The 21,784-nt window shown below is 56.7% G+C and carries 20 protein-coding genes; 9 read left to right on the forward strand and 11 right to left on the reverse strand.

All coding sequences use genetic code 11. The features are described from left to right. Window positions 1-21 precede the first annotated feature (21 nt). From I6L58_RS12585 to dnaA, 10 genes are all read right to left on the reverse strand, one after another. Window positions 22-1,359 (reverse strand): MFS transporter, encoded by a 1,338-nt coding sequence (locus tag I6L58_RS12585; RefSeq protein WP_176399441.1) that lies wholly within the window; start codon window positions 1,357-1,359, stop codon window positions 22-24. A 117-nt stretch (window positions 1,360-1,476) separates the two neighbouring features. Then, window positions 1,477-2,625 carry a galactonate dehydratase gene (gene dgoD / locus I6L58_RS12590; RefSeq protein ID WP_006177597.1) on the reverse strand — a complete coding sequence of 383 codons (1,149 nt, stop codon included), beginning with the start codon at window positions 2,623-2,625 and terminating at the stop codon, window positions 1,477-1,479. Beyond that, the gene (locus I6L58_RS12595) at window positions 2,622-3,239 is read right to left on the reverse strand and encodes a 2-dehydro-3-deoxy-6-phosphogalactonate aldolase (RefSeq protein ID WP_088208936.1); all 618 of its coding nucleotides are present in this window, start codon (window positions 3,237-3,239) and stop codon (window positions 2,622-2,624) included. Before I6L58_RS12595 ends, dgoD begins: the two co-directional genes overlap by 4 nt. Continuing rightward, window positions 3,223-4,101 carry a 2-dehydro-3-deoxygalactonokinase gene (locus tag I6L58_RS12600; RefSeq protein ID WP_088208935.1) on the reverse strand — a complete coding sequence of 293 codons (879 nt, stop codon included), beginning with the start codon at window positions 4,099-4,101 and terminating at the stop codon, window positions 3,223-3,225. The genes I6L58_RS12595 and I6L58_RS12600 overlap by 17 nt, the downstream gene beginning before the upstream one ends. Continuing rightward, entirely contained in the window at window positions 4,098-4,787 is a 690-nt protein-coding gene (dgoR, locus tag I6L58_RS12605; RefSeq protein WP_006177594.1) for a D-galactonate utilization transcriptional regulator DgoR, read from the reverse strand. The genes I6L58_RS12600 and dgoR overlap by 4 nt, the downstream gene beginning before the upstream one ends. A gap of 225 nt (window positions 4,788-5,012) precedes the next feature. Further along, window positions 5,013-5,825, reverse strand: a complete 813-nt coding sequence (yidA, locus tag I6L58_RS12610; RefSeq protein WP_088208934.1) for a sugar-phosphatase — start codon at window positions 5,823-5,825, stop codon at window positions 5,013-5,015. Between the two features lie 195 nt (window positions 5,826-6,020). After that, on the reverse strand, window positions 6,021-8,432 hold the full coding sequence (gene gyrB, locus I6L58_RS12615) for a DNA topoisomerase (ATP-hydrolyzing) subunit B (RefSeq protein WP_006177592.1): 2,412 nt from the start codon (window positions 8,430-8,432) through the stop codon (window positions 6,021-6,023). Window positions 8,433-8,460: 28 nt separating this feature from the next. Further along, window positions 8,461-9,534, reverse strand: a complete 1,074-nt coding sequence (recF, locus tag I6L58_RS12620; protein WP_006177591.1) for a DNA replication/repair protein RecF — start codon at window positions 9,532-9,534, stop codon at window positions 8,461-8,463. After that, window positions 9,534-10,634, reverse strand: coding sequence for a DNA polymerase III subunit beta (dnaN, locus tag I6L58_RS12625; protein ID WP_088208933.1), 1,101 nt, complete (start codon window positions 10,632-10,634; stop codon window positions 9,534-9,536). The genes recF and dnaN overlap by 1 nt, the downstream gene beginning before the upstream one ends. Window positions 10,635-10,638: 4 nt before the next feature. Then, window positions 10,639-12,036: a chromosomal replication initiator protein DnaA gene (gene dnaA, locus I6L58_RS12630; protein ID WP_042321253.1), complete on the reverse strand. Its 1,398-nt coding sequence runs from the start codon at window positions 12,034-12,036 to the stop codon at window positions 10,639-10,641. A gap of 599 nt (window positions 12,037-12,635) precedes the next feature. Here dnaA and rpmH point away from each other — a divergent pair. The 9 genes from rpmH (at window position 12,636) to I6L58_RS12675 (ending at window position 20,199) form a co-directional block, all read left to right on the forward strand. After that, a complete protein-coding gene (gene rpmH / locus I6L58_RS12635; protein ID WP_003849659.1) occupies window positions 12,636-12,776 on the forward strand; it encodes a 50S ribosomal protein L34 in 141 nt (46 codons plus the stop codon). Between the two features lie 16 nt (window positions 12,777-12,792). Continuing rightward, window positions 12,793-13,152, forward strand: a complete 360-nt coding sequence (gene rnpA, locus I6L58_RS12640) for a ribonuclease P protein component (RefSeq protein WP_003861126.1) — start codon at window positions 12,793-12,795, stop codon at window positions 13,150-13,152. Continuing rightward, window positions 13,116-13,373 carry a membrane protein insertion efficiency factor YidD gene (gene yidD / locus I6L58_RS12645; RefSeq protein WP_001307474.1) on the forward strand — a complete coding sequence of 86 codons (258 nt, stop codon included), beginning with the start codon at window positions 13,116-13,118 and terminating at the stop codon, window positions 13,371-13,373. Before rnpA ends, yidD begins: the two co-directional genes overlap by 37 nt. A gap of 2 nt (window positions 13,374-13,375) precedes the next feature. After that, window positions 13,376-15,019 (forward strand): membrane protein insertase YidC, encoded by a 1,644-nt coding sequence (gene yidC, locus I6L58_RS12650; RefSeq protein ID WP_006177585.1) that lies wholly within the window; start codon window positions 13,376-13,378, stop codon window positions 15,017-15,019. Between the two features lie 106 nt (window positions 15,020-15,125). Further along, window positions 15,126-16,490 (forward strand): tRNA uridine-5-carboxymethylaminomethyl(34) synthesis GTPase MnmE, encoded by a 1,365-nt coding sequence (gene mnmE, locus I6L58_RS12655; RefSeq protein ID WP_006177584.1) that lies wholly within the window; start codon window positions 15,126-15,128, stop codon window positions 16,488-16,490. Between the two features lie 111 nt (window positions 16,491-16,601). Continuing rightward, window positions 16,602-17,777 carry an MFS transporter gene (locus I6L58_RS12660; RefSeq protein ID WP_088208932.1) on the forward strand — a complete coding sequence of 392 codons (1,176 nt, stop codon included), beginning with the start codon at window positions 16,602-16,604 and terminating at the stop codon, window positions 17,775-17,777. Continuing rightward, on the forward strand, window positions 17,746-18,708 hold the full coding sequence (gene yidZ / locus I6L58_RS12665) for an HTH-type transcriptional regulator YidZ (protein ID WP_006177580.1): 963 nt from the start codon (window positions 17,746-17,748) through the stop codon (window positions 18,706-18,708). Before I6L58_RS12660 ends, yidZ begins: the two co-directional genes overlap by 32 nt. A 141-nt stretch (window positions 18,709-18,849) precedes the next feature. Next, on the forward strand, window positions 18,850-19,596 hold the full coding sequence (locus I6L58_RS12670; protein ID WP_088208931.1) for a 4'-phosphopantetheinyl transferase family protein: 747 nt from the start codon (window positions 18,850-18,852) through the stop codon (window positions 19,594-19,596). 36 nt (window positions 19,597-19,632) lie between these two features. Continuing rightward, on the forward strand, window positions 19,633-20,199 hold the full coding sequence (locus I6L58_RS12675; protein WP_088208930.1) for an NADPH-dependent FMN reductase: 567 nt from the start codon (window positions 19,633-19,635) through the stop codon (window positions 20,197-20,199). Between the two features lie 90 nt (window positions 20,200-20,289). Here I6L58_RS12675 and adeP read toward each other — a convergent pair whose 3' ends face one another. After that, window positions 20,290-21,627 (reverse strand): adenine permease AdeP, encoded by a 1,338-nt coding sequence (gene adeP, locus I6L58_RS12680; protein ID WP_140418817.1) that lies wholly within the window; start codon window positions 21,625-21,627, stop codon window positions 20,290-20,292. Window positions 21,628-21,784: the final 157 nt, after the last annotated feature.

Below are 21,784 nucleotides of genomic sequence, written 5' to 3' on the forward strand. Positions count from 1 at the left end.
AGGGTAAAACATCAGCGGGAATTAGCCTACACGTTTCACATCGCCCACCAGCAGGATGTAAGAAAGCGCGCCGATCAACGCCACGGCGGAGATGTAAACCAGCGCCGGACCAAAACCGTAATCCTGCGCCAGATAGCCGATCACCAGAGGTACGGTGATCCCCCCCAGACCGCCAACGAAGTTGAAGACGCCGCCCGTGAGGCCGATCAGGCGCATCGGTGCCAGCGAGGAGACCAGAGACCAGGTGATGGAGGCAAAACCGTTGCCGAAGAAGGCGATGGCCATCAGGGTCATTATCCACACCGGATCGTTGGTGTAGTTCGCGCCCATGATGCAGGTGGAGATCAGCAGCCCGCAGATGATCGGCGTTTTACGCGCCACGCCCAGCGAGAAGCCCTTTTTCACCAGCCTGTCGGCCAGCCAGCCGGAGAGCAGCACACCGAAGAAGGCCGCGAGGAACGGCACGGTGGTCATAAAGCCCGCCTTCAGTGCGGTGATGCCCTTTTCCTGCGTAAGATAGTTCGGGAACCAGGTCAGGAAGAACCACAGCGTTGAGGTGACGGCAAACTGGCCCAGATACACGCCCACCAGCTTACGGTGGAACACCAGCTTCCAGTCCGCTTTGGTCAGGGACTGACGCGCCTCTTTTTTCACAGGCGCATCGCCATCCACCAGACCGCCGCCGTCGCGGATGTAGTCCAGCTCGGCTTTGGTGATGCTTTTGGTCAGGCGAGGCGGCTGGTACACCTTGAACCAGATCAGTGACCAGATAATCCCGATACCGCCGGTGACAATAAACACCCAATGCCAGCTCAGCAGCTCCTGGATCCAGATCAGCAGCGGCGTGAGAAACGCCAGGCCGACAAACTGCCCGGAGGTGTAGAACCCAACGGCAGACGCACGTTCATGCTCCGGGAACCAGCTGGTCACCATGCGGTTGTTGGTCGGGAACGCCGGGGCTTCGAAAATCCCGGTGATGGCGCGCAGGCCAATCAGCGACATCAGCCCGGTCGCAAAGCCCTGGAACAGCGTGGCGACGGACCAGCCGAAAATGGCGATAAAGTAGGTCAGACGTGAGCCGACCCGGTCAAGGAACCAGCCGCCGGGGATCTGGCACAGCGTATAGAGCCAGGCAAAGGCCGAGAAGACGTAGCCCATTTCTGCCTTGGTAATACCAAATTCTTCCTGAATATGGGCCGACGCAACGGCCAGGTTGGCGCGGTCGACATAACAAATCACCACGGTAATAAAAATCATCATCAGCGTCAGGTAGCGGCGACGCCCGGTTTTGGTAGCAATAACTGGAATATCCATCGCAATCTGTCTCCAGATTTTGGGCATAGCGAAGCCGCTCACCATGCCCTGTAGTTTACAGAGGGTTATATTTTTATATGTGCGTTTTTTTGCCCGGTGGCGCTGCTGTATGTCCGGGCCTACGGGAGAGTAGGCCGAATAAGCGTAGCGCCATCCGGCGATTTACCACTCGGCGACGGAACCGTCTTCATGCCGCCATAACGGGTTACGCCAGTCCGGCGCATGTTTACTCAGCTCAATGACTTTGGCTTCGTCGATCTCCACGCCAAGGCCCGGCTTCGTTAACGGTTTAAAGAACCCGCCTTCCATGCAGAAGTCTTCTTTGTTCTTCACAAAATCGAGCAGTTCCGCGCCCTTGTTGTAATGAATGCCCATGCTCTGTTCCTGGAACACGGCATTACGGGAGACAAAATCGACGTGCAGACAGGCCGCCAGCGCGACAGGCCCGAGCGGGCAGTGCGGGGCCAGCGCCACGTCGTAAGCTTCTGCCATACCGGCAATTTTGTAGCATTCGGTGATGCCGCCCGCATGAGAGAGGTCCGGCTGCAGGATCGCGATTCCGCCCGCTTCCAGCACACGTTTAAACTCGAAGCGTGAGAACATCCGTTCGCCCGCCGCAATCGGAATGTGCGTCTGTTCCGCCAGCTTCGGATAGTATTCGGCCTGCTCGGCCAGCACCGGCTCTTCGATAAACAGCGGACGGTACGGCTCCAGCTCTTTGATCAGCACTTTCGCCATCGGCGCGCTGACGCGGCCATGGAAGTCCAGCCCAAACTCAATGTCATTGCCGAAGGCTTCACGGATCTGCGCCACGGTATTCACCGCCCGGTCTACCGCACGTGAATTGTCGATCACCCCCATCTCTTCACAGCCGTTGAGCTTGAAGGTGTCAAAACCAATGCTGCGCAGTTGCTTGATACCGTCGATCACTTCCGCAGGACGGTCGCCGCCTACCCAGCTGTAGGCTTTAATTTTGTCGCGAACCAGGCCGCCCATCAGCTGCCAGACCGGGGCGTTCAGCACTTTTCCTTTGATATCCCACAGCGCCTGGTCGATACCGGCGATGGCACTCATCAGAATGGGGCCACCGCGGTAGAAGCCCGCGCGATACATCACCTGCCACAGGTCGTTAATGCGCGCCGGATCCTGACCAATCAGGTATTCACCCAGCTCGTGCACGGCAGCTTCCACGGTGCGGGCGCGGCCCTCAATCACCGGCTCGCCCCAGCCAACAACCCCTTCGTCGGTTTCGATTTTCAGGAACATCCAACGCGGCGGTAAACGGTACGTGGTGAGTTTGGTTATTTTCATTTCACTGCCTCTCGATACGCTTTCACAAATGCTGCTGCCTGCTGTGCGGTGCGCTCCACGCTCTGTCCGGCGCGATAAAGATCGCTACCCAGCCCGGCGCCTGCACAGCCAGCCTTTATCCACTGCGCCAAGTTTTCTGGCGTCACGCCGCCCACGGCCAGGACCGGTACGCTTGCGGGTAAGACCGCTTTCAGCGCTTTGATGTACTCCGGGCCAAAGGCCGATGACGGGAAAATTTTCAGCGCCTGCGCGCCCGCATCGAGAGCGGTAAAGGCTTCGGTTGCCGTTGCACATCCCGGGCAGACGGTCATGCCGTAGCCCACCGCGCGGCGGATCACCTCTGGGTTGATGTTGGGCGTGACGATAAGTTTGCAGCCCATTTTCGCCAGCCTGTCGACCTGCTCCGGCTGTAGCACCGTGCCTGCGCCAATCAGCGCCTTATCACCAAACGCATCGACGACGGCCGGTATGCTTTTTTCCCACTCCGGGGAGTTGAGCGGGATTTCCACCGCGTCAAACCCGGCGTCAATCACCGCGCCTACGTGCACCAACGCCTCGCCGGGAGTGATGCCGCGCAATATCGCTATAAGGGGAAGGTTAGTTTGCCACTGCATGAGCGATGCTCCTTATTCCAGCCTGAAATGCCGTGTCGCCCTCTACCGCCGCCACGTCCCGACCCATGGCGTGAAACGCCTGGCGATACCGTGAGGTCAGCAATGAGCCTGCGACGAGAGTAATGGCCTGCTGCCCGGCGAAGCGTTCACTCAGGCTGGCGACTTCGGCGCCAATCAGCAGGCCGGACAGAAACTCGCTGACCTGCTCGCGCGGGAGTTGTCCCAGCACGTGCGAAGCGCGAACCTCAAAAAGCTGCGGCAAAACGGCAGGAGAAGCGATCCCGCGCTCAAGCCCGGCGGCAAACGCCTCCGGCGACGGGGCTTGCTCCGGCAATCCCGCACCTACCAGCGAATGCTTAAGCAGCAAATGGTGTAATTCGCCGGTCATCACGGTGCGAAAATCATGGATTGTGTCGGTATCGGCCTGCACCCACTTGCAGTGGGTACCGGGCATGACGTAGACAGAAGAAGGAGAAAGCGTGCGTGCGCCGAGCAGCTGCGTCTCTTCGCCGCGCATAACGTTGTGGTTATCGTCGCGAGAGACGCACAAGCCGGGAATAATCCAGATATTGTCGCCAACGGACGTTAACTGCTCGCCAATGGATGAGAACGGGGCAGGCACCGGCAGATAGGGCGCAACCTTCCAGCCCACATTGCTGCCCACCATGCCTGCCATCACCACCGGCGTGGCGCCGTCGCGCCAGTTTTGTGTCACCTCTGCCAGCACCGCCTCGGGGGATTTACCATTCAGACGCGTAACGCCTGCTTCTGATTGCCTGCTCTCCAGGCACTGCTCGCCCTGGTACAGCCAGGCGCGCAGATTGGTCGATCCCCAGTCAATGGCGATGTAGCGAGATGTCATGTGATTTCCTTTAACCTTCGTGTCGAGCTGGCGATCATCGTGAGCGCCGCCTGCTCTGCCGCATCGCCGTCCTGATGCCGTATCGCATCGAACAGCGCTTTATGTTCCTGGAGCGTTTTCGGCATGTTGGCCTCATCACCCATCCAGGTACGTTCAAATACCGCACGCTGTAGCGAGCTGATTGCCACGCTAAGCTGCTGCAGCACCGGGTTATGCACCGACTGGAGTACCGCCTCGTGGTAGCGAATATCCGCTTCGTTGAAGGCGTCCCGGTTCTGGTTGTTGGCGATCATGTCGTTCAGGGCCGACTCAATCTGCGCCAGGTCGCCCGACGTGGCGCGTTCCGCCGCCCAGCGGGCTATCGCCGGTTCCACGAGGTTTCGTACCTCGCTCATCGCGCCGATAAGCCGCGGGTCGTAGTCGTTTTCCAGCACCCACTGCAGAACATCGGTATCGAGGTAGTTCCACTGATTGCGCGGAGCAACAAACGCGCCGCGATAACGCTTCATTTCAATCAGCCGTTTCGCCATCAGCGAACGGAACACTTCCCGGATGATGTTGCGCGAGGTTTCAAACTCCTCACACAGTTCCGCCTCGGCAGGCAGCGGTGAACCTGGAACATATTTGCCGCCCACAATCTGGGTGCCCAGCGTGATAACAATGCGATCGGTTTTATTGAGAGTCATGGAGAGTCCTTATGCTCTTTGTGTCCATCCCTACTTTACCGCGACCGCTGAATTTCGCCTCACTTTTGCAGTACAAACGTGATGCTGTTCGTCATGCCTGTAGCCGTAATGTAGTACAATCATTAAATGTTGTACTACAATCCAGATCACAAAAAGAACAACTCAATAAATTGAAGGCAAAAAAAAGCCCCGGTTGATAACCAGGGCCGATGTGTTTAACAAAGCTTAGTTCAGGACAAACTTCTCGATCGCGTAGGCAGCGCCGTCTTCCAGGTTGGATTTGGTCACGAAGTTGGCCACTTCTTTCACCGATGGGATCGCGTTATCCATCGCTACCCCCATGCCCGCGTATTCGATCATCGCGATATCGTTTTCCTGATCGCCCAGGGACATGATCTCTTCAGGCTTGATGCCCAGCGCATCGGCCAGCGATTTCACGCCAGTGCCCTTATTGACGCGTTTATCGAGGATTTCGAGGAAGTACGGCGCGCTTTTCAGCACGGTGTATTTCTCTTTGACCTCCGCCGGGATGCGTGCGATGGCTTTATCAAGAATCGCTGGCTCATCAATCATCATGACCTTCAGGAACTGCGTGGCCGGGTCCATGTTCTCTGCTTCGCAGAACACCAGCGGAATGGTAGCGACATAGGATTCATGCACGGTGTAGTAGCTGATATCGCGGTTGGCGGTATACAGCGTATTGCGATCGAGTGCGTGGAAGTGTGAACCCACTTCGCGGGAGAGCTTTTCCAGGAACCGGTAATCATCATAGCTCAGCGCGGTTTGCGCCACCGTGCTGCCATCGGCCGCTTTCTGCACCAGCGCACCGTTATAGGTGATGCAGTAATCGCCCGGCTGGTTCATATGCAGTTCTTTCAGGTAGCTGTGCACACCCGCATATGGCCGGCCAGTGGTCAGTACCACGTTCACGCCTTTTGCGCGCGCGGCGGCAATCGCGTTTTTAACGGCTGGAGAGATAGTGTGGTCTGGCAGCAGCAGCGTGCCGTCCATATCAATTGCAATGAGTTTGATGGCCATGAGATCCCCGGATTGAATGAGTCTGCACTCATGCTAACGCGATTCCGCTCAAAAAACACGGTAAGAAAGGGGATTGGGTGTGAGGGGGGGATTCCTCTTTTGCACAGGTTTACCCTCACCCTAACCCTCTCCCACAGGGAGAGGGAACCGTGCACCCTCTCCCTGTGGGAGAGGGCTGGGGTGAGGGGGGATTACTTAGATATCAATATTCGCCGCTTTCAGGGCATTCTCTTCGATAAAGGCACGGCGTGGTTCAACCGCATCGCCCATCAGGGTCGTGAACAGCTGGTCCGCTGCAATCGCGTCCTTCACGGTTACGCGCAGCATGCGACGGCTTTCCGGATCCATGGTGGTTTCCCACAGCTGCTCCGGGTTCATCTCGCCCAGACCTTTATAACGCTGGATTGCCAGGCCACGACGGGACTCTTTCACCAGCCATTCCAGCGCCTGCTCGAAGCTGGCAACCGGCTGACGACGTTCGCCACGTTCAATGAACGCATCGTCTTCAATCAGACCGCGCAGCTTTTCGCCGAGGGTGCAGAGACGGCGGTATTCCGGCCCGGTCACAAACTCGTGCTCCAGCGGATAATCGGTGTCGACACCGTGGGTACGCACGCGGATAACCGGCTCGAACTGCTGATCAGCGTTCTGCTGAACATCGCATTTCCACATGCTACCGTGCTGTTCGTTCTCGTTCAGCTCGCTCACCAGGCTGTTTACCCAGCGGGACACGGTCTGTTCGTCGCTCAGATCCGCTTCGGTCAGCGTAGGTTGATACACCAGCGCTTTCAGCAGCGTTTTCGGATAACGACGCTCCATGCGGACAATCATTTTCTGAGCAGCGTTGAACTCGGAGACCAGACGCTCCAGCGGCTCGCCTGCCAGCGCTGGTGCGCTGGAGTTTGCGTGCAGGGTCGCACCATCAAGCGCGATCGCGATTTGGTACTGATCCATCGCTTCGTCGTCTTTAATGTACTGTTCCTGTTTGCCTTTCTTCACTTTGTACAGCGGTGGCTGTGCTATGTAGACGTGACCACGTTCAACGATTTCCGGCATCTGACGGTAGAAGAAGGTCAACAGCAGCGTACGAATGTGCGAGCCGTCGACGTCCGCATCGGTCATGATGATGATGCTGTGATAGCGCAGCTTGTCCGGGTTGTACTCGTCACGGCCAATGCCGCAGCCGAGCGCGGTGATAAGCGTCGCCACTTCCTGAGAAGAGAGCATCTTGTCGAAGCGCGCTTTCTCCACGTTGAGGATTTTACCCTTCAGCGGCAGGATCGCCTGGTTCTTACGGTTACGGCCCTGCTTCGCAGAACCGCCCGCGGAGTCCCCTTCCACCAGGTACAGTTCGGACAGCGCCGGGTCGCGTTCCTGACAGTCCGCCAGTTTGCCCGGCAGGCCTGCTAAGTCCAGCGCACCCTTACGGCGCGTCATTTCGCGGGCTTTACGCGCCGCTTCACGGGCACGTGCCGCATCGATAATTTTGCCGACCACGATTTTCGCGTCGGACGGGTTTTCCAGCAGGTATTCGCTCAGCAGTTCGTTCATCTGCTGCTCAACCGCCGATTTCACCTCAGAAGAGACCAGTTTGTCTTTGGTCTGCGAGGAGAACTTCGGATCCGGCACCTTCACGGAGACAACGGCAATCAGGCCTTCACGGGCATCGTCACCGGTGGCGCTGACTTTCGCTTTCTTGCTGTAGCCTTCTTTGTCCATATAGGCGTTCAGGGTACGGGTCATCGCCGCGCGGAAGCCCGCCAGGTGCGTACCGCCGTCACGCTGTGGAATGTTGTTGGTGAAGCAGTAGATGTTTTCCTGGAAACCGTCGTTCCACTGCAGCGCCACTTCCACGCCAATGCCGTCTTTCTCGGTTGAGAAGTAGAAAATATTTGGGTGAATTGGCGTTTTGTTCTTGTTCAGATACTCAACGAACGCCCTGATGCCGCCTTCGTAGTGGAAGTGGTCTTCTTTGCCGTCGCGTTTGTCTTTCAGGCGGATAGACACGCCGGAGTTCAGGAATGACAGTTCGCGCAGGCGTTTCGCCAGGATGTCGTATTCAAATTCGGTGACGTTGGTGAAGGTTTCGTGGCTTGGCCAGAAGCGTACCAGGGTACCGGTTTTGTCGGTATCACCGGTCACAGCCAGCGGTGCCTGCGGCACGCCGTGGGTATACACCTGGCGATGAATTTTACCTTCGCGCTGGATAACCAGCTCCAGCTTCTGCGACAGGGCGTTTACAACGGAGACGCCAACGCCATGCAGACCGCCGGAAACTTTATAGGAGTTATCATCGAATTTACCGCCTGCGTGCAGAACGGTCATGATGACTTCCGCAGCAGATACGCCCTCTTCCGGGTGAATACCGGTTGGGATGCCACGACCATCATCGGTGACGGATACGGAGTTGTCCGCATGGATCGTCACCACGATGTCTTTACAGTGACCCGCGAGCGCTTCGTCGATAGCGTTATCTACCACCTCGAATACCATGTGGTGCAGACCGGTGCCGTCATCCGTATCGCCGATATACATACCAGGGCGCTTACGCACCGCATCCAGCCCTTTCAGGACTTTGATACTGGAGGAGTCATAAGAATTCGACATCAACGTTTCTCGCTCATTTAAACTTGGGTTAATCCGTTATTTTACCCTTTTCCACGGTAAACATCTTCGAATTTTCGTCCGACATGTCTATAACGTGTTCAGCGCTAATGGCACTGACGAAAACCTGCGACTGCGTGGCTTTTAAGCGGCTGGCAAGCAGCCCGCGCCGCGCGTCGTCAAGTTCCGAGGCAAAATCATCTATCAGATACAGGCAGCGTCGCCCGCTCTCGCGGGTAAGAAACTCCCCCTGCGCCAGGCGCAGCGCGCACATCAGCAGCTTAAGCTGCCCGCGCGACAAGGTATCTTCGACCGGCGCACCGTCTGCACGTATGCGAAAATCCGCTTTGTGCGGGCCGTGCGCAGTGTAGGTCAGCATGCGATCGCGCTCGAAATTTCTTTCCAGCACGTCGGCATAATCCGTCTCTTTCTCCCAGCCGCGCTGGAAGGAGAAGGTAAGAGAAAACTCGGGTAAAAACTGTTTGCAGGTATCAGCCATGTCTTCGGCGATCCCTGCACTGTATTCGGCACGCCAGCGGCTGATTTGTTCCGCAAGAGGAATGAGTTCTAAATCCCACGGACGCAGCTGGGCATAGCGCGTGACCTGACGCAACGCGGCGTTGCGCTGCTTAAGCAGACGCTTCAGGTTGCTCCAGGCGTTAAAGAAACCGGCTTCATTGTGAAAGCATCCCCAGTCGAGGAAGGCTCTTCTGTATTTGGGGCCGCCGTTGAGTAAAGTAAACCCCTCCGGCGTGATCAGCTGCATCGGCATTAACAGCGCCAGCTCGGCGACCTTGTGGCCGTCGGTACCGTCGATGCGCACCTTGCTGTCGCCCTGCTTATCTTTACTCAGGCCGATGGCGGTTTCCCGCTCCGCGCCCTGTAAACGCCCGTGCAGAACAAAGGATTCCTGTTCGTGGCGAATGACGCGACCAATCTGCAAACTGCGAAACGCCCGGCCATGGCCGAGCGTATAGATGGCTTCCAGCACGCTGGTTTTGCCGCTGCCGTTCGCGCCAACCAGGAAATTAAAGCCAGGGGATAAAGCGAGATCCGCGCTTTCGATATTGCGAAAGTCGCGGATCAACAGACGGGTGAGCGACATTACAGTCTCATTGGCATAACAACATAAGCCGCGCTTTGGCTGGCCGCATCTTCAATCTGTACGCTCGACACGGAGTCGGTCAGCAGAATGCGAACGTTCTCGCACTTCAGCGCATTCAGCACGTCCAGCACGTAGCTGACGTTAAAGCCGATTTCCATCTCAGCCCCGGCGTAGGTGACGTCCAGAATCTCTTCTGCTTCTTCCTGCTCCGGGTTGTTGGCGGTGATTTTAATCTGGTTTTCGCTCACATACAGACGCACGCCGCGGAACTTCTCGTTAGAGAGGATGGCCGCACGCGCGAACGCCTGCTTGAGGATATCGCAGCCCGCTTCCAGCGTTTTGTCCGGGTTCTTCGGCAATACGCGGCGATAATCCGGGAAACGACCGTCAACCAGCTTCGAGGTGAAGACAAAATCACCCACGTGTGCGCGGATGTTGTTGCTGCCGATCTGCACGCGCAGCGGGGTTTCGCCGCCGTCGAGCATACGCATCAGCTCAATCACGCCTTTACGCGGCACGATCACCGAATGGTTTGGCAGTGAATCGCCAATCGGCATGGAGCAGACCGCCAGACGGTGTCCGTCGGTGGCGACGGTACGCAGCTCTTCGCCTTCGGTTTCGAACAGCATGCCGTTTAAGTAGTAGCGAACGTCCTGATGGGCCATGGAGAACTGCGTGGCTTCAATCAGACGCTTCATCGTTGCCTGCGGCAGGGTGAATTCAACTTCGCTCTGCCAGTCGTCCAGGTTTGGGAAGTCCGCAGCGGGCAGGGTGGAGAGCGAGAAACGACTGCGGCCAGAGCGCACCAGTATGCGGTCGCCCTCCAGCTGCACGGCGATTTCAGCGCCTTCCGGCAGGCCGCGGCAGATATCGAAGAATTTACGTGCCGGAACAGTGGTCGCGCCCGCGTTATGCGGCTGAGTCAGCGTAACGCGCGCGATCATTTCCATTTCCAGGTCCGTGCCGGTCAGCGACAGCGTACCGTCCGCGACCTGAAGCAGCAGGTTTCCAAGGATAGGCAGCGTTGGGCGACCACCTAATGGGCCACTCACCTGTTGCAGCGGTTTTAATAAATGTTCACGTTCAACGGTAAATTTCATAGCGTCACGATGATAGAGTTCTGATTAAATTGGAAAAATCTTCTTTTATGTCGTGGCTTTCTTCACGCAACTGCTCAATCTTGCGGCAGGCGTGCAGCACGGTCGTGTGGTCACGGCCACCAAACGCATCGCCGATCTCCGGCAGACTGTGGTTGGTTAACTCTTTTGCCAGCGCCATCGCCATCTGACGCGGACGCGCCACCGATCGGGAACGACGTTTAGACAGCAAATCTGCCACTTTGATTTTGTAATACTCGGCCACCGTCTTCTGAATATTATCGATGGTGACGAGTTTTTCCTGCAAGGCCAGCAGATCGCGCAGCGCTTCACGCACGAAATCGATGGTGATAGCGCGGCCGGTAAAGTTGGCATTAGCGATGACGCGGTTCAGTGCCCCTTCCAGCTCGCGCACGTTGGAGCGCAGGCGCTTGGCAATAAAGAAGGCCACTTCGCCCGGCAGACGAATGTCGTTCTCGTCCGCTTTTTTCATCAGGATCGCGACGCGGGTTTCCAGCTCGGGCGGTTCGATCGCCACGGTCAGGCCCCAGCCGAAGCGGGATTTCAGACGATCTTCAACGCCGTTGATCTCTTTGGGATAACGATCCGAGGTCAAAATGATCTGCTGATTACCTTCCAGCAGTGCGTTGAAGGTGTGGAAAAACTCTTCCTGGGATCGTTCTTTATTGGCGAAGAACTGAATGTCATCGATAAGCAGGGCATCAACGGAACGGTAGTAGCGTTTAAACTCTTCGATCGCATTGTTTTGCAGGGCTTTTACCATGTCCTGAACGAAGCGCTCGGAGTGCATATACACCACTTTCGCATTGGGCTTGCGCGCCACGATGCCGTTGCCGACAGCGTGCAGAAGGTGCGTTTTACCCAGACCCGTGCCGCCGTAGAGAAACAGCGGGTTATAGGCGCCGCCAGGGTTGTCTGCTACCTGCCGTGCCGCAGCGCGCGCCAGCTGGTTTGATTTACCTTCAACGAAGTTATCAAACGTATGCTTCACGTTCACGTTAGAGCGGTAGGTCTGCTCGGCCGGGGCGGGAACATTGTCCCAGCCCGAACGGGTCGAAGGGAGAACGCGCGGTGCCGGGGCGGGAGTCACCTGAGCAGGTGCCGCAACATTGACGGTTTCGCGAACGGTTTGGGTAACCGGTTTTGTCCCCACTTCAAAGCGCAGCTGTGGGACATCAGAGCCGCAGAAATCATTCAGCAAGCCGTTGATGTTGTTCAGGTACTTATCTCTTACCCAATCGAGCACGAAACGGTTTGGCGCGTACAAAGCCAGCGTGTTATCGCTCAGTTCCGCCTGCAACGGGCGGATCCACATACTGAATTCTGTGGCTGGTAACTCATCCTGCAATCGGGCAAGACATTGCTGCCAAAGCGAAAGTGACACGGCGGACTCCACTCGAACAATAAAAGAAAACTATTGAATATTCATGATTGTTGACACACATCGACAAGACCCGATGTAGAAGGGTGATGTGTGAATTGCTGTCTGCAATTTTCCCCGATCGGGCCACTGGGATCCCGATCAGGACCGCGGATCATAGCGTAAACTGAGCCAGAGATCTTCTGTTTCTCACAGATTCTTCCCGATTTATCCACAGGATGATCCGAAACCGGGTAAGTGTAATCGATCCTGGAGTGGGACCCCACGATTTAGCCCGCATATTGGAAAATTTAATGAGCACAGATAATTTTCTGCTTAAATGATCTAACGAAGATCCGGGACGATCCTTGCGCTTTATTGATGAGCCCGTATAATCCTCGACCCGGCGCGTGATGGTCATCTTCCTGCGTCGTCCGCTGCTCATTTTCCACGCGAAAACGTGCGGAAATACGCGGGAAATAAGGAAAGAGAATTGACTCCGGAGTGTACAATTATTACAATCCGGCCTCTTTAATCACCCACGCTGAGGCGTTAGTCGTTCGATATTCGTTCGGGTATACGCGAAAGTCAGTGAATTTATTCAAGTTTAGGTAGAAATCGCCATGAAACGCACTTTTCAACCGTCTGTACTGAAGCGCAACCGTTCTCACGGCTTCCGTGCTCGTATGGCTACTAAAAATGGTCGTCAGGTTCTGGCACGTCGTCGTGCTAAAGGCCGTTCTCGTCTGACCGTTTCCAAGTAATAAAGCTAACCCCTGAGTGGTTAAGCTAGCATTTCCCAGGGAGTTACGTTTGTTAACTCCCACTCATTTCACTTTCGTCTTCCAGCAGCCACAACGGGCTGGCACGCCGCAAATCACCATCCTCGGCCGCCAAAATTCGCTGGGGCATCCCCGCATCGGTCTCACTGTCGCCAAGAAAAACGTTAAGCGTGCGCATGAACGCAATCGGATTAAACGTCTGACGCGTGAAAGCTTCCGTTTACGTCAACACGAACTGCCTTCTATGGATTTCGTGGTGGTGGCTAAAAAAGGGGTTGCCGACCTCGATAACCGTGCTCTCTCGGAAGCGTTGGAAAAATTATGGCGCCGCCATTGTCGCCTGGCTCGCGGGTCCTGATAGCCCTTATAAGGGTCTATCAGCGCCTGATTAGTCCGCTACTCGGGCCGCACTGCCGTTTCACACCGACGTGCTCAAGCTACGGAATTGAGGCCTTGCGCAGGTTTGGAGTGATAAAAGGCAGTTGGTTGACGGTGAAACGCGTATTAAAATGCCACCCTTTACACCCCGGTGGAGACGACCCCGTCCCCCCAGGACCATTTGATACCAGAGAACACTAACGATGGATTCGCAACGCAATCTTCTTATCATCGCTTTGTTGTTCGTGTCTTTCATGATCTGGCAGGCTTGGGAGCAGGATAAAAATCCTCAACCTCAGCAGCAGACCACGCAGACCACGACCACCGCAGCGGGTAGCGCCGCCGACCAGGGCGTACCGGCCAGTGGCCAGGGGAAACAGATTACGGTTAAGACCGATGTGCTTGAGCTGACTATCAACACCCGTGGTGGTGATGTTGAGCAGGCGCTGCTGTTGACCTACCCGAAAGAGCTGAAGTCTACTGAACCGTTCCAGTTACTGGAAACCACGCCTGAGTTTATCTACCAGGCTCAAAGCGGCCTGACCGGTCGTGATGGCCCGGATAACCCGGCTAACGGTGCGCGTCCGCTGTATAACGTCGACAGTGATACCTTTGTCCTGGCTGATGGTCAGAACGAAATCGCCATCCCGATGACCTATACTGACGCGGCAGGCAACACCTTCACCAAAACCTTCACCCTGAAACGCGGTGAATATGCGGTGAACGTGGGCTACAGCGTACAGAACGCCGGTGAAAAACCGCTGGAACTGTCGACCTTTGGTCAGCTGAAGCAGTCCATCAATCTGCCGTCTCACCGTGACACCGGAAGCAGCAACTTTGCGCTGCATACCTTCCGTGGCGCGGCGTACTCCACGCCAGATACCAAGTATGAGAAATACAAATTCGACACCATTGCCGATAACGAAAACCTGAACGTCAGTTCTAAAGGCGGCTGGGTAGCGATGCTGCAGCAGTATTTCGCGACGGCGTGGGTACCGAATAACGACGGCACCAACAACTTCTACACCGCGAACCTCGGCAACGGTATTGCAGCCATCGGCTACAAATCTCAGCCGGTTCTGGTTCAGCCGGGTCAAACCGGTAAGCTGGCAAGCACCCTGTGGGTCGGCCCGGAAATCCAGGACAAAATGGCTGCCGTGGCACCGCACCTGGATCTGACCGTCGATTACGGTTGGTTGTGGTTCATCTCTCAGCCGCTGTTTAAGCTGCTGAAGTTTATCCACAGCTTCCTGGGCAACTGGGGCTTCTCGATCATCGTTATCACCTTCATCGTTCGTGGCATCATGTACCCGCTGACTAAAGCGCAGTACACCTCCATGGCGAAGATGCGTATGCTGCAGCCGAAGATTGCGGCGATGCGTGAGCGTCTGGGCGATGACAAACAGCGTCAGAGCCAGGAGATGATGGCCCTGTACAAAGCAGAGAAAGTGAACCCGCTGGGCGGCTGCTTCCCGCTGCTGATTCAGATGCCAATCTTCCTTGCGCTGTACTACATGCTGATGGGTTCCGTTGAACTGCGCCACGCGCCGTTCGCTCTGTGGATCCATGACCTGTCTGCACAGGACCCGTACTACATCCTGCCGATCCTGATGGGCGTAACGATGTTCTTCATCCAGAAGATGTCGCCGACCACCGTGACCGACCCGATGCAGCAGAAGATCATGACCTTTATGCCGGTCATCTTCACCGTGTTCTTCCTGTGGTTCCCGTCAGGTCTGGTGCTGTACTATATCGTCAGCAACCTGGTGACCATCATCCAGCAGCAGCTGATTTACCGTGGTCTGGAAAAACGTGGCCTGCATAGCCGCGAAAAGAAAAAGTCCTGATTCGGTTGTAGGCCGGATAAGGCGAAGCCGCCATCCGGCAAACGGAACGAAAACAAAAGGCGGTCACATGACCGCCTTTTTTATTGCAACAAAATAGAGACCAACCATGAGCCATAACGACACTATCGTCGCCCAGGCAACCCCACCGGGACGCGGTGGTGTAGGCATTCTGCGTATCTCCGGCCTGAAGGCGCGTGAGGTAGCCGAAGCGGTGCTGGGTAAGCTGCCAAAGCCGCGCTACGCTGATTATCTTCCGTTTAAAGACAGTGACGGCACGCCGCTGGATCAGGGCATTGCGCTGTGGTTCCCCGGCCCGAACTCCTTTACCGGGGAAGATGTGCTTGAGCTACAGGGCCACGGCGGCCCGGTGATCCTCGACCTGCTGTTAAAACGTATTCTGACCTTGCCGGGCCTGCGCATTGCGAAGCCGGGCGAGTTCTCCGAGCGCGCCTTTCTGAACGACAAGCTTGATCTGGCCCAGGCCGAGGCGATTGCCGACCTGATTGACGCCAGCTCTGAACAGGCGGCCCGCTCTGCGCTGAACTCCCTTCAGGGGGCGTTTTCCGCGCGCGTGAACCACCTTGTGGAAGCCCTGACGCACCTCAGGATCTACGTCGAAGCGGCCATCGACTTCCCGGATGAGGAGATCGACTTCCTCTCTGACGGCAAAATCGAAGCCCAGCTTAACGAGGTGATGAAGGATCTCGACGCGGTACGCGCCGAAGCACGTCAGGGCAGCCTGCTGCGTGAAGGGATGAAGGTGGTCATCGCCGGACGCCCCAACGCCGGCAAATCGAGCCTGCTGAACGCCCTGGCGGGCCGTGAAGCGGCGATCGTCACCGACATCGCCGGCACCACCCGCGACGTGCTCCGCGAGCATATCCACATCGACGGCATGCCGCTGCACATCATCGATACGGCGGGTCTGCGCGACGCCAGCGATGAGGTCGAACGAATTGGTATCGAACGCGCCTGGCAGGAGATCGAGCAGGCCGACCGCGTGCTGTTTATGGTGGATGGCACCACCACCGACGCCGTTGACCCGGCGGATATCTGGCCGGACTTTATCGCCCGCCTGCCTGCCAAACTGCCGATCACCGTAGTGCGTAACAAAGCGGATGTTACCGGCGAAACGCTGGGCATCAGTGATGTAAATGGTCACTCACTTATTCGTCTGTCGGCACGTACCGGCGAAGGCGTGGACGACCTGCGCAACCATCTCAAGCAGAGCATGGGCTTTGATACCAGCATGGAAGGCGGCTTCCTGGCACGTCGTCGTCACCTGCAGGCGCTGGAAGAGGCGGCCAATCACCTTGTTCAGGGTAAAGCGCAGCTGATCGGCGCGTGGGCAGGAGAACTGCTGGCAGAGGAGTTGCGTCTGGCGCAGCAGAACCTGAGCGAAATCACCGGGGAGTTCACGTCGGACGATCTGCTGGGAAGGATTTTCTCGAGCTTCTGTATTGGTAAGTAACTCTCGCTAACTAATGGTGATTTCCTCCCAGGAAATCACCATTGTCCAAATGGCAACTCGCCTAAACCTCTTTCAGCCCCTATTCTGCTTGCCTGTGTTTAGGGGGGATTTATGGCACGTTTTCTGTTTTGTAGCTTCGCGCTGGTTCTGCTTTATCCGTCAGGTATTGATATGTATCTGGTGGGGCTGCCGCACATCGCTCGCGATCTGAATGCCAGCGAAGCGCAGCTGCATATTGCGTTTTCGGCCTACCTGGCGGGGATGGCGTCGTCAATGGTGTTTGCCGGGCGCATCGCTGATAAAGCGGGTCGTCAGCCCGTCGCCATTACAGGCGCGGTGATTTTTGCGCTGGCTTCTGTGCTGTGTTCACTGGCTCAGGACAGCACGCTGTTCCTTACGGGTCGCTTTATTCAGGGCATTGGCGCAGGCGGCTGCTACGTGGTGGCCTTTGCGATTTTGCGCGACACCTTAAGCGCCCAGCGCCGCGCCAGGGTGCTTTCTATGATGAACGGGATCACCTGCATCATTCCGGTGCTGGCACCGGTGGTGGGCTACCTGATCATGCTAAAATTTCCGTGGCAGAGCCTTTTCTGGACGATGGCGACCATGGGGGCGCTGGTCTTTATCCTGTCGATCGCCGTGCTGAAAGAGACGCATCCCGGCGCGCAGAAGACAGGGCATACCGCGACGATTCACCCGTCAGAGAAACTCCTGAACCGCTTTTTCCTCAGTCGCCTGGCGATAACGACGTTAAGCGTGGCGGTGATCCTCACCTATGTAAACGTTTCCCCGGTATTGCTGATGGAAATCATGGGCTTCGAGCGCGGTGAATATTCGGTTGTGATGGCGCTGAACGCGGTGGTCAGCATGACCGTCTCTTTCTCGATGCCTTTCGCCCTCAATATCTTCCGCCAGCGCACGCTGATGCTGACCTCGCAGGTCGTGTTTCTCGTGGCGGGTGTGATCCTGGCGACCACCAGCTTACCCGCGATGATGCTGGTGGGCATTACGCTTATCTGTGCCGGCTTCTCCACCGGCTTTGGCGTGGCGATGAGCCAGGCGCTCGGTCCGTTCTCGCTGCGGGCCGGGGTGGCGAGCTCGGTGCTGGGCATTGCGCAGGTCTGTGGGTCGTCGCTGTGGATTTGGCTGGCGGCCATCATGGGGCTGAACGCGCTGAATATGCTGATCGGGGTACTGATTGGCTGTAGCATACTGTGCATTATCTTACTTTTAGCGACCCGGCCCGCAGCGCATTATGAAGAAGCCCCTCAGCAGTCTCGATCTTAACCTGTTGCTGTGCCTGCAGCTTTTGTTGCAGGAGCGCAGCGTCACCAAGGCCGCAAAACGGATGAACGTGACGCCGTCGGCGGTGAGTAAATCGCTGGCGAAGCTGCGCGACTGGTTCGACGATCCGCTGTTCGTCAAAACCCCGCTGGGGCTGCTGCCCACGCCGCTAACCGTGAGCCTCGAGCAGGATCTGGCCGACTGGATGCAGATAGGCAACCAGATCCTCGATAAGTTTCATCACGACACGCCCGGCGGCCTGACGTTTGAACTGGCGGCGGAAACGCCGCTGATGCTGATCCGGCTTAACGAGCTGCTGGCGCAGGTCAATCAGCGCTATCCCCAGGCCACAGTGAAGATGCGTCACTGGGATTACGACTCGCTGGACGCCATTACGCGCGGGGAAGTGGATCTGGGCTTTACCGGGCGGGAAACGCACCCGCGCTCACGCGAACTGCTGAAGCTGATGCCGTGGTTTATCGATTACGAAATTCTGTTCAGCGACCGTCCGTGCGTCTATCTGCGGGACGATCATCCCGCGCTGGAGGAGGAGTGGAACCTGGAGACGTTCCTGCGCTATCCGCATATCAGCATTTTTTGGGAGCGGAGCGATACCTGGGCGCTGGACGAAGTGCTGCGCGAAATAGGCCGCGAGCGCAATATCGCCATGTGCTTGCCCGGGTTCGAACAGTCGATGTTTATGGCGGCACAGCCCGGCCATAACTACATCGCCACCGCACCGCATTATTGCCATCACTATAATCAGTACCACCAGCGCAAGCTGGTGAAGCTCCCCATTCCCGTTGATGACGCACAGGCAGAAAAGCTCACCGTGCCCTTCACTCTCATCTGGCATAAACGCAACAGCCACAATCCCAAAATCCTCTGGCTGCGCGAAACCATTAAAGCGCTTTATGGCGCTCCTCTGCGCTAAACGTCCCGATTTTGCCTAAGTAAATGTAAAGTTCGGTCCTAAGGCTTTTCTTAAAGCCATTTACTGATTAAAAGAAAGGCTAAGTTGAGCGATAATGATGTAACCGTTTAACCGACTACGACCATTATCAAGGAGCGAAAAATGGCTACGCATTTTGCACGTGGGACACTGACAGAAGGACGGCTTATTTCGGCCCGCCTGTCGTCAGCGTGTCACCGTGAAGCACTGAAATTGCCGGAACATCGCAGGACGCGATATTTGGCCTCCAGAGCGCTTCTCGCAGAGCTGATGTTTATGCTGTACGGCACCATCGAACTGCCCGATATGATCACCCAACCCGAAGGCCGACCGGTCTTTGCTGACCCCGACCTCCCTCGTTTCTCCATCGCCTATGCGGGCAACATTATTGGCCTTGCGCTCACCACCGAAGGTGACTGCGGGCTGGATCTGGAGCTTCAGCGTGCCACGCGCGGTTTTCACGTTATTAACCCGCATGAGGATTACCCGCTCTCCAGCAATGAAAAGCTGTGGATCCGAAACCAAAACGATCCCATTGAGGCCAAATCCCAGCTCATCACTCTGCGTCAGAGCATCCGCAAGCTGTGTGGCTGTGCGTCTGATGATGCCAGCCTGCTGCAGCTTCTGCCTGGCTCAGGACGGCTGCGTGCGGCGAAAGCCACGCGGGTCGAAGCGCTCAGCGACGCAGAAGACGTGCTGATCTGGTCCATCGCCGTCACGCCAGCGATTGAACGGCTGAAAATCTGGGAATTTGATAGTTTACGCGGGTGGCACTGCCTTCCGGATGTGCCCGATCGCGCCAACGAACCCGCGGCGCGCCTGATGAGATTAACCAGTTTACCGGCAGAAAAAGCATTTACCCTTAGCTGATCCATTCAGGGTCATCATGATGAAACAGGAGTAATCATGTCTGATACGTTGAAAATTGTTACGTTACTGGGAAGCCTGCGCAAAGGTTCATTTAACGGCATGGTTGCCCGCACGCTGCCGCAGCTGGCACCGGCGGGGATGGACATCACCGCCCTGCCTTCTATTGGCGACATCCCGCTCTACGACGCCGACGTGCAGCAGGAAGAGGGTTTCCCGCAGAGCGTTGAGGCGCTGGCAGAGCAGATCCGCCAGGCCGACGGCGTCGTCATCGTTACGCCTGAATACAACTACTCGGTTCCCGGTGGCCTGAAGAACGCCATCGACTGGCTCTCTCGTTTACCGGAGCAACCGCTCGCGGGTAAACCGGTGCTGATTCAGACCAGCTCAATGGGCGCGATTGGCGGCGCGCGCTGCCAGTATCATCTGCGTCAGATCCTGGTGTTCCTGGATGCAATGGTGATGAACAAGCCGGAATTTATGGGTGGCGTGATTCAGAACAAGGTCGACCCGCAGACGGGTGAAGTGGTGGATCAGAGCACGCGTGACCATCTGTCTGGTCAGCTGACCGCGTTTGGGGATTATATTAAGCGGGTGAAAGCCTGAAAAAAAAGCCCGGTGGCGCTTTGCTTACCGGGCCTACACTCGTCAGTAGGTCAGGTAAGCAAAGCGCCACCTGACAACACAAACCGCATCTTAGTGCGCGTCAATAAACACAATCTTCAGCACAAACAGCAGCGCCACGACGATCACGCATGGGCTGAGTTCGCGCAGGCGGCCGGTCCCGATCTTCATTACGCAGTAAGAGATAAAGCCCAGCGCGATACCTTCGGTAATCGAGAAGCTGAACGGCATCATCACCGCGGTAATAAACGCTGGCACCGCTTCGGTTAAATCGTCCCACTTCACGCGCGCCAGGCTGGACGTCATCAGCACGCCAACATAAATCAGCGCGCCGGCTGCCGCATACGGAGGCACCATGCCCGCCAGCGGAGAGAGGAAGATCACCAGCAGGAACAGCAGGCCGACGACAACCGCCGTCAGGCCGGTACGGCCGCCCACGGAGACGCCGGAAGAGGATTCAATGTAAGCGGTAACAGACGAGGTGCCGATGAAAGAGCCGGCGACGGAGGAGACGCTGTCCACAAACAGCGCCTGCTTCATGCGCGGGAACTTGCCTTTCTCATCCGCCAGACCCGCTTTGTCGGTCACGCCGATCAGCGTTCCGGAGGAGTCGAACAGGTTTACCAGCATGAACGAGAAAATCACGCCTGCCAGACCGAGGTTCAGCGAACCGGCCAGGTCTACGTGACCAATCACGGTCGACACGCTCGGCGGCGCAGAGACGATGCCGCTGTAGTGAACGTCACCCAGCATCCAGCCCAGCAGAGTAGTGACGATAATCGATACCAGCACCGCAGCGTGAATGTTGCGCGACGCCAGAATGGCGATGATAAAGAAGCCGAGCACGCCCAGCAGCACGCTGTGGGAGGTCAGGTTGCCAATGCTCACCAGGGTTTCCGGGTTCGCCACGATCACACCGGCGTTTTTCAGCCCCATCATGCCGATGAACAGGCCGATACCACTGGTGATGCCCACGCGCAGGCTCACCGGGATATTCGCAATCATCCAGTAGCGCACGCGGAAAATGGTCAGCAGCAGCAGGCCAATCGCGCCCCAGAAGATGGCGCCCATACCAACCTGCCACGGCAGCCCCATCGCCTGAACTACCACGAACGCGAAGAACGCATTCAGGCCCATTGCCGGTGCCAGTGCGACCGGCAGGTTAGCAAACACGCCCATTAAAATGCTGCCAAGCGCAGCGATCAGGCAGGTCGTCACGAAGACGGCGCTGGTATCCATGCCAGCCACGCCCAAAATTTGCGGGTTAACAAAAACGATATAGACCATCGTCAGGAAGGTAGTAAAACCGGCGATCACTTCGGTGCGTGCCGTTGTGCCGTGCTCGCGCAGTTTAAACACGCGCTCAAGCAGACCCTGACCAGATGTCTGGGTAGTGTGTTGTTGACTCATCATCAATTTCCGAACAAGGAGGGAAAATTCGTCGCTATCCTATACCAAAATGCGACAATAAGGGCGGTTACGGGATACTTTTTTTCATTGATTTTGCTTATACGGCAACGATTGCGTCTCGTAAATCTGCAGTACGTAAACGTTAAACTTGTTAAAA

Origin of the sequence: Enterobacter cancerogenus (assembly GCF_019047785.1) — a bacterium.
In the GTDB taxonomy this organism is placed as follows: Bacteria; Pseudomonadota; Gammaproteobacteria; order Enterobacterales; family Enterobacteriaceae; genus Enterobacter; species Enterobacter cancerogenus.

Coding starts and splice junctions, on each gene's coding strand:
- I6L58_RS12585 (WP_176399441.1), bottom strand. CDS start 1,359: ATGGTGAGCGGCTTCGCTATGCCCAAAATCTGGAGACAGATTGCGATG.
- yidD (WP_001307474.1), top strand. CDS start 13,116: ATGGCGCCGCCATTGTCGCCTGGCTCGCGGGTCCTGATAGCCCTTATA.
- I6L58_RS12670 (WP_088208931.1), top strand. CDS start 18,850: ATGGCTACGCATTTTGCACGTGGGACACTGACAGAAGGACGGCTTATT.
- gyrB (WP_006177592.1), bottom strand. CDS start 8,432: ATGTCGAATTCTTATGACTCCTCCAGTATCAAAGTCCTGAAAGGGCTG.
- I6L58_RS12675 (WP_088208930.1), top strand. CDS start 19,633: ATGTCTGATACGTTGAAAATTGTTACGTTACTGGGAAGCCTGCGCAAA.
- dgoR (WP_006177594.1), bottom strand. CDS start 4,787: ATGACTCTCAATAAAACCGATCGCATTGTTATCACGCTGGGCACCCAG.
- mnmE (WP_006177584.1), top strand. CDS start 15,126: ATGAGCCATAACGACACTATCGTCGCCCAGGCAACCCCACCGGGACGC.
- recF (WP_006177591.1), bottom strand. CDS start 9,534: ATGTCGCTCACCCGTCTGTTGATCCGCGACTTTCGCAATATCGAAAGC.
- dgoD (WP_006177597.1), bottom strand. CDS start 2,625: ATGAAAATAACCAAACTCACCACGTACCGTTTACCGCCGCGTTGGATG.
- yidC (WP_006177585.1), top strand. CDS start 13,376: ATGGATTCGCAACGCAATCTTCTTATCATCGCTTTGTTGTTCGTGTCT.
- I6L58_RS12660 (WP_088208932.1), top strand. CDS start 16,602: ATGGCACGTTTTCTGTTTTGTAGCTTCGCGCTGGTTCTGCTTTATCCG.
- rpmH (WP_003849659.1), top strand. CDS start 12,636: ATGAAACGCACTTTTCAACCGTCTGTACTGAAGCGCAACCGTTCTCAC.
- adeP (WP_140418817.1), bottom strand. CDS start 21,627: ATGAGTCAACAACACACTACCCAGACATCTGGTCAGGGTCTGCTTGAG.
- I6L58_RS12595 (WP_088208936.1), bottom strand. CDS start 3,239: ATGCAGTGGCAAACTAACCTTCCCCTTATAGCGATATTGCGCGGCATC.
- dnaN (WP_088208933.1), bottom strand. CDS start 10,634: ATGAAATTTACCGTTGAACGTGAACATTTATTAAAACCGCTGCAACAG.
- yidZ (WP_006177580.1), top strand. CDS start 17,746: ATGAAGAAGCCCCTCAGCAGTCTCGATCTTAACCTGTTGCTGTGCCTG.
- I6L58_RS12600 (WP_088208935.1), bottom strand. CDS start 4,101: ATGACATCTCGCTACATCGCCATTGACTGGGGATCGACCAATCTGCGC.
- yidA (WP_088208934.1), bottom strand. CDS start 5,825: ATGGCCATCAAACTCATTGCAATTGATATGGACGGCACGCTGCTGCTG.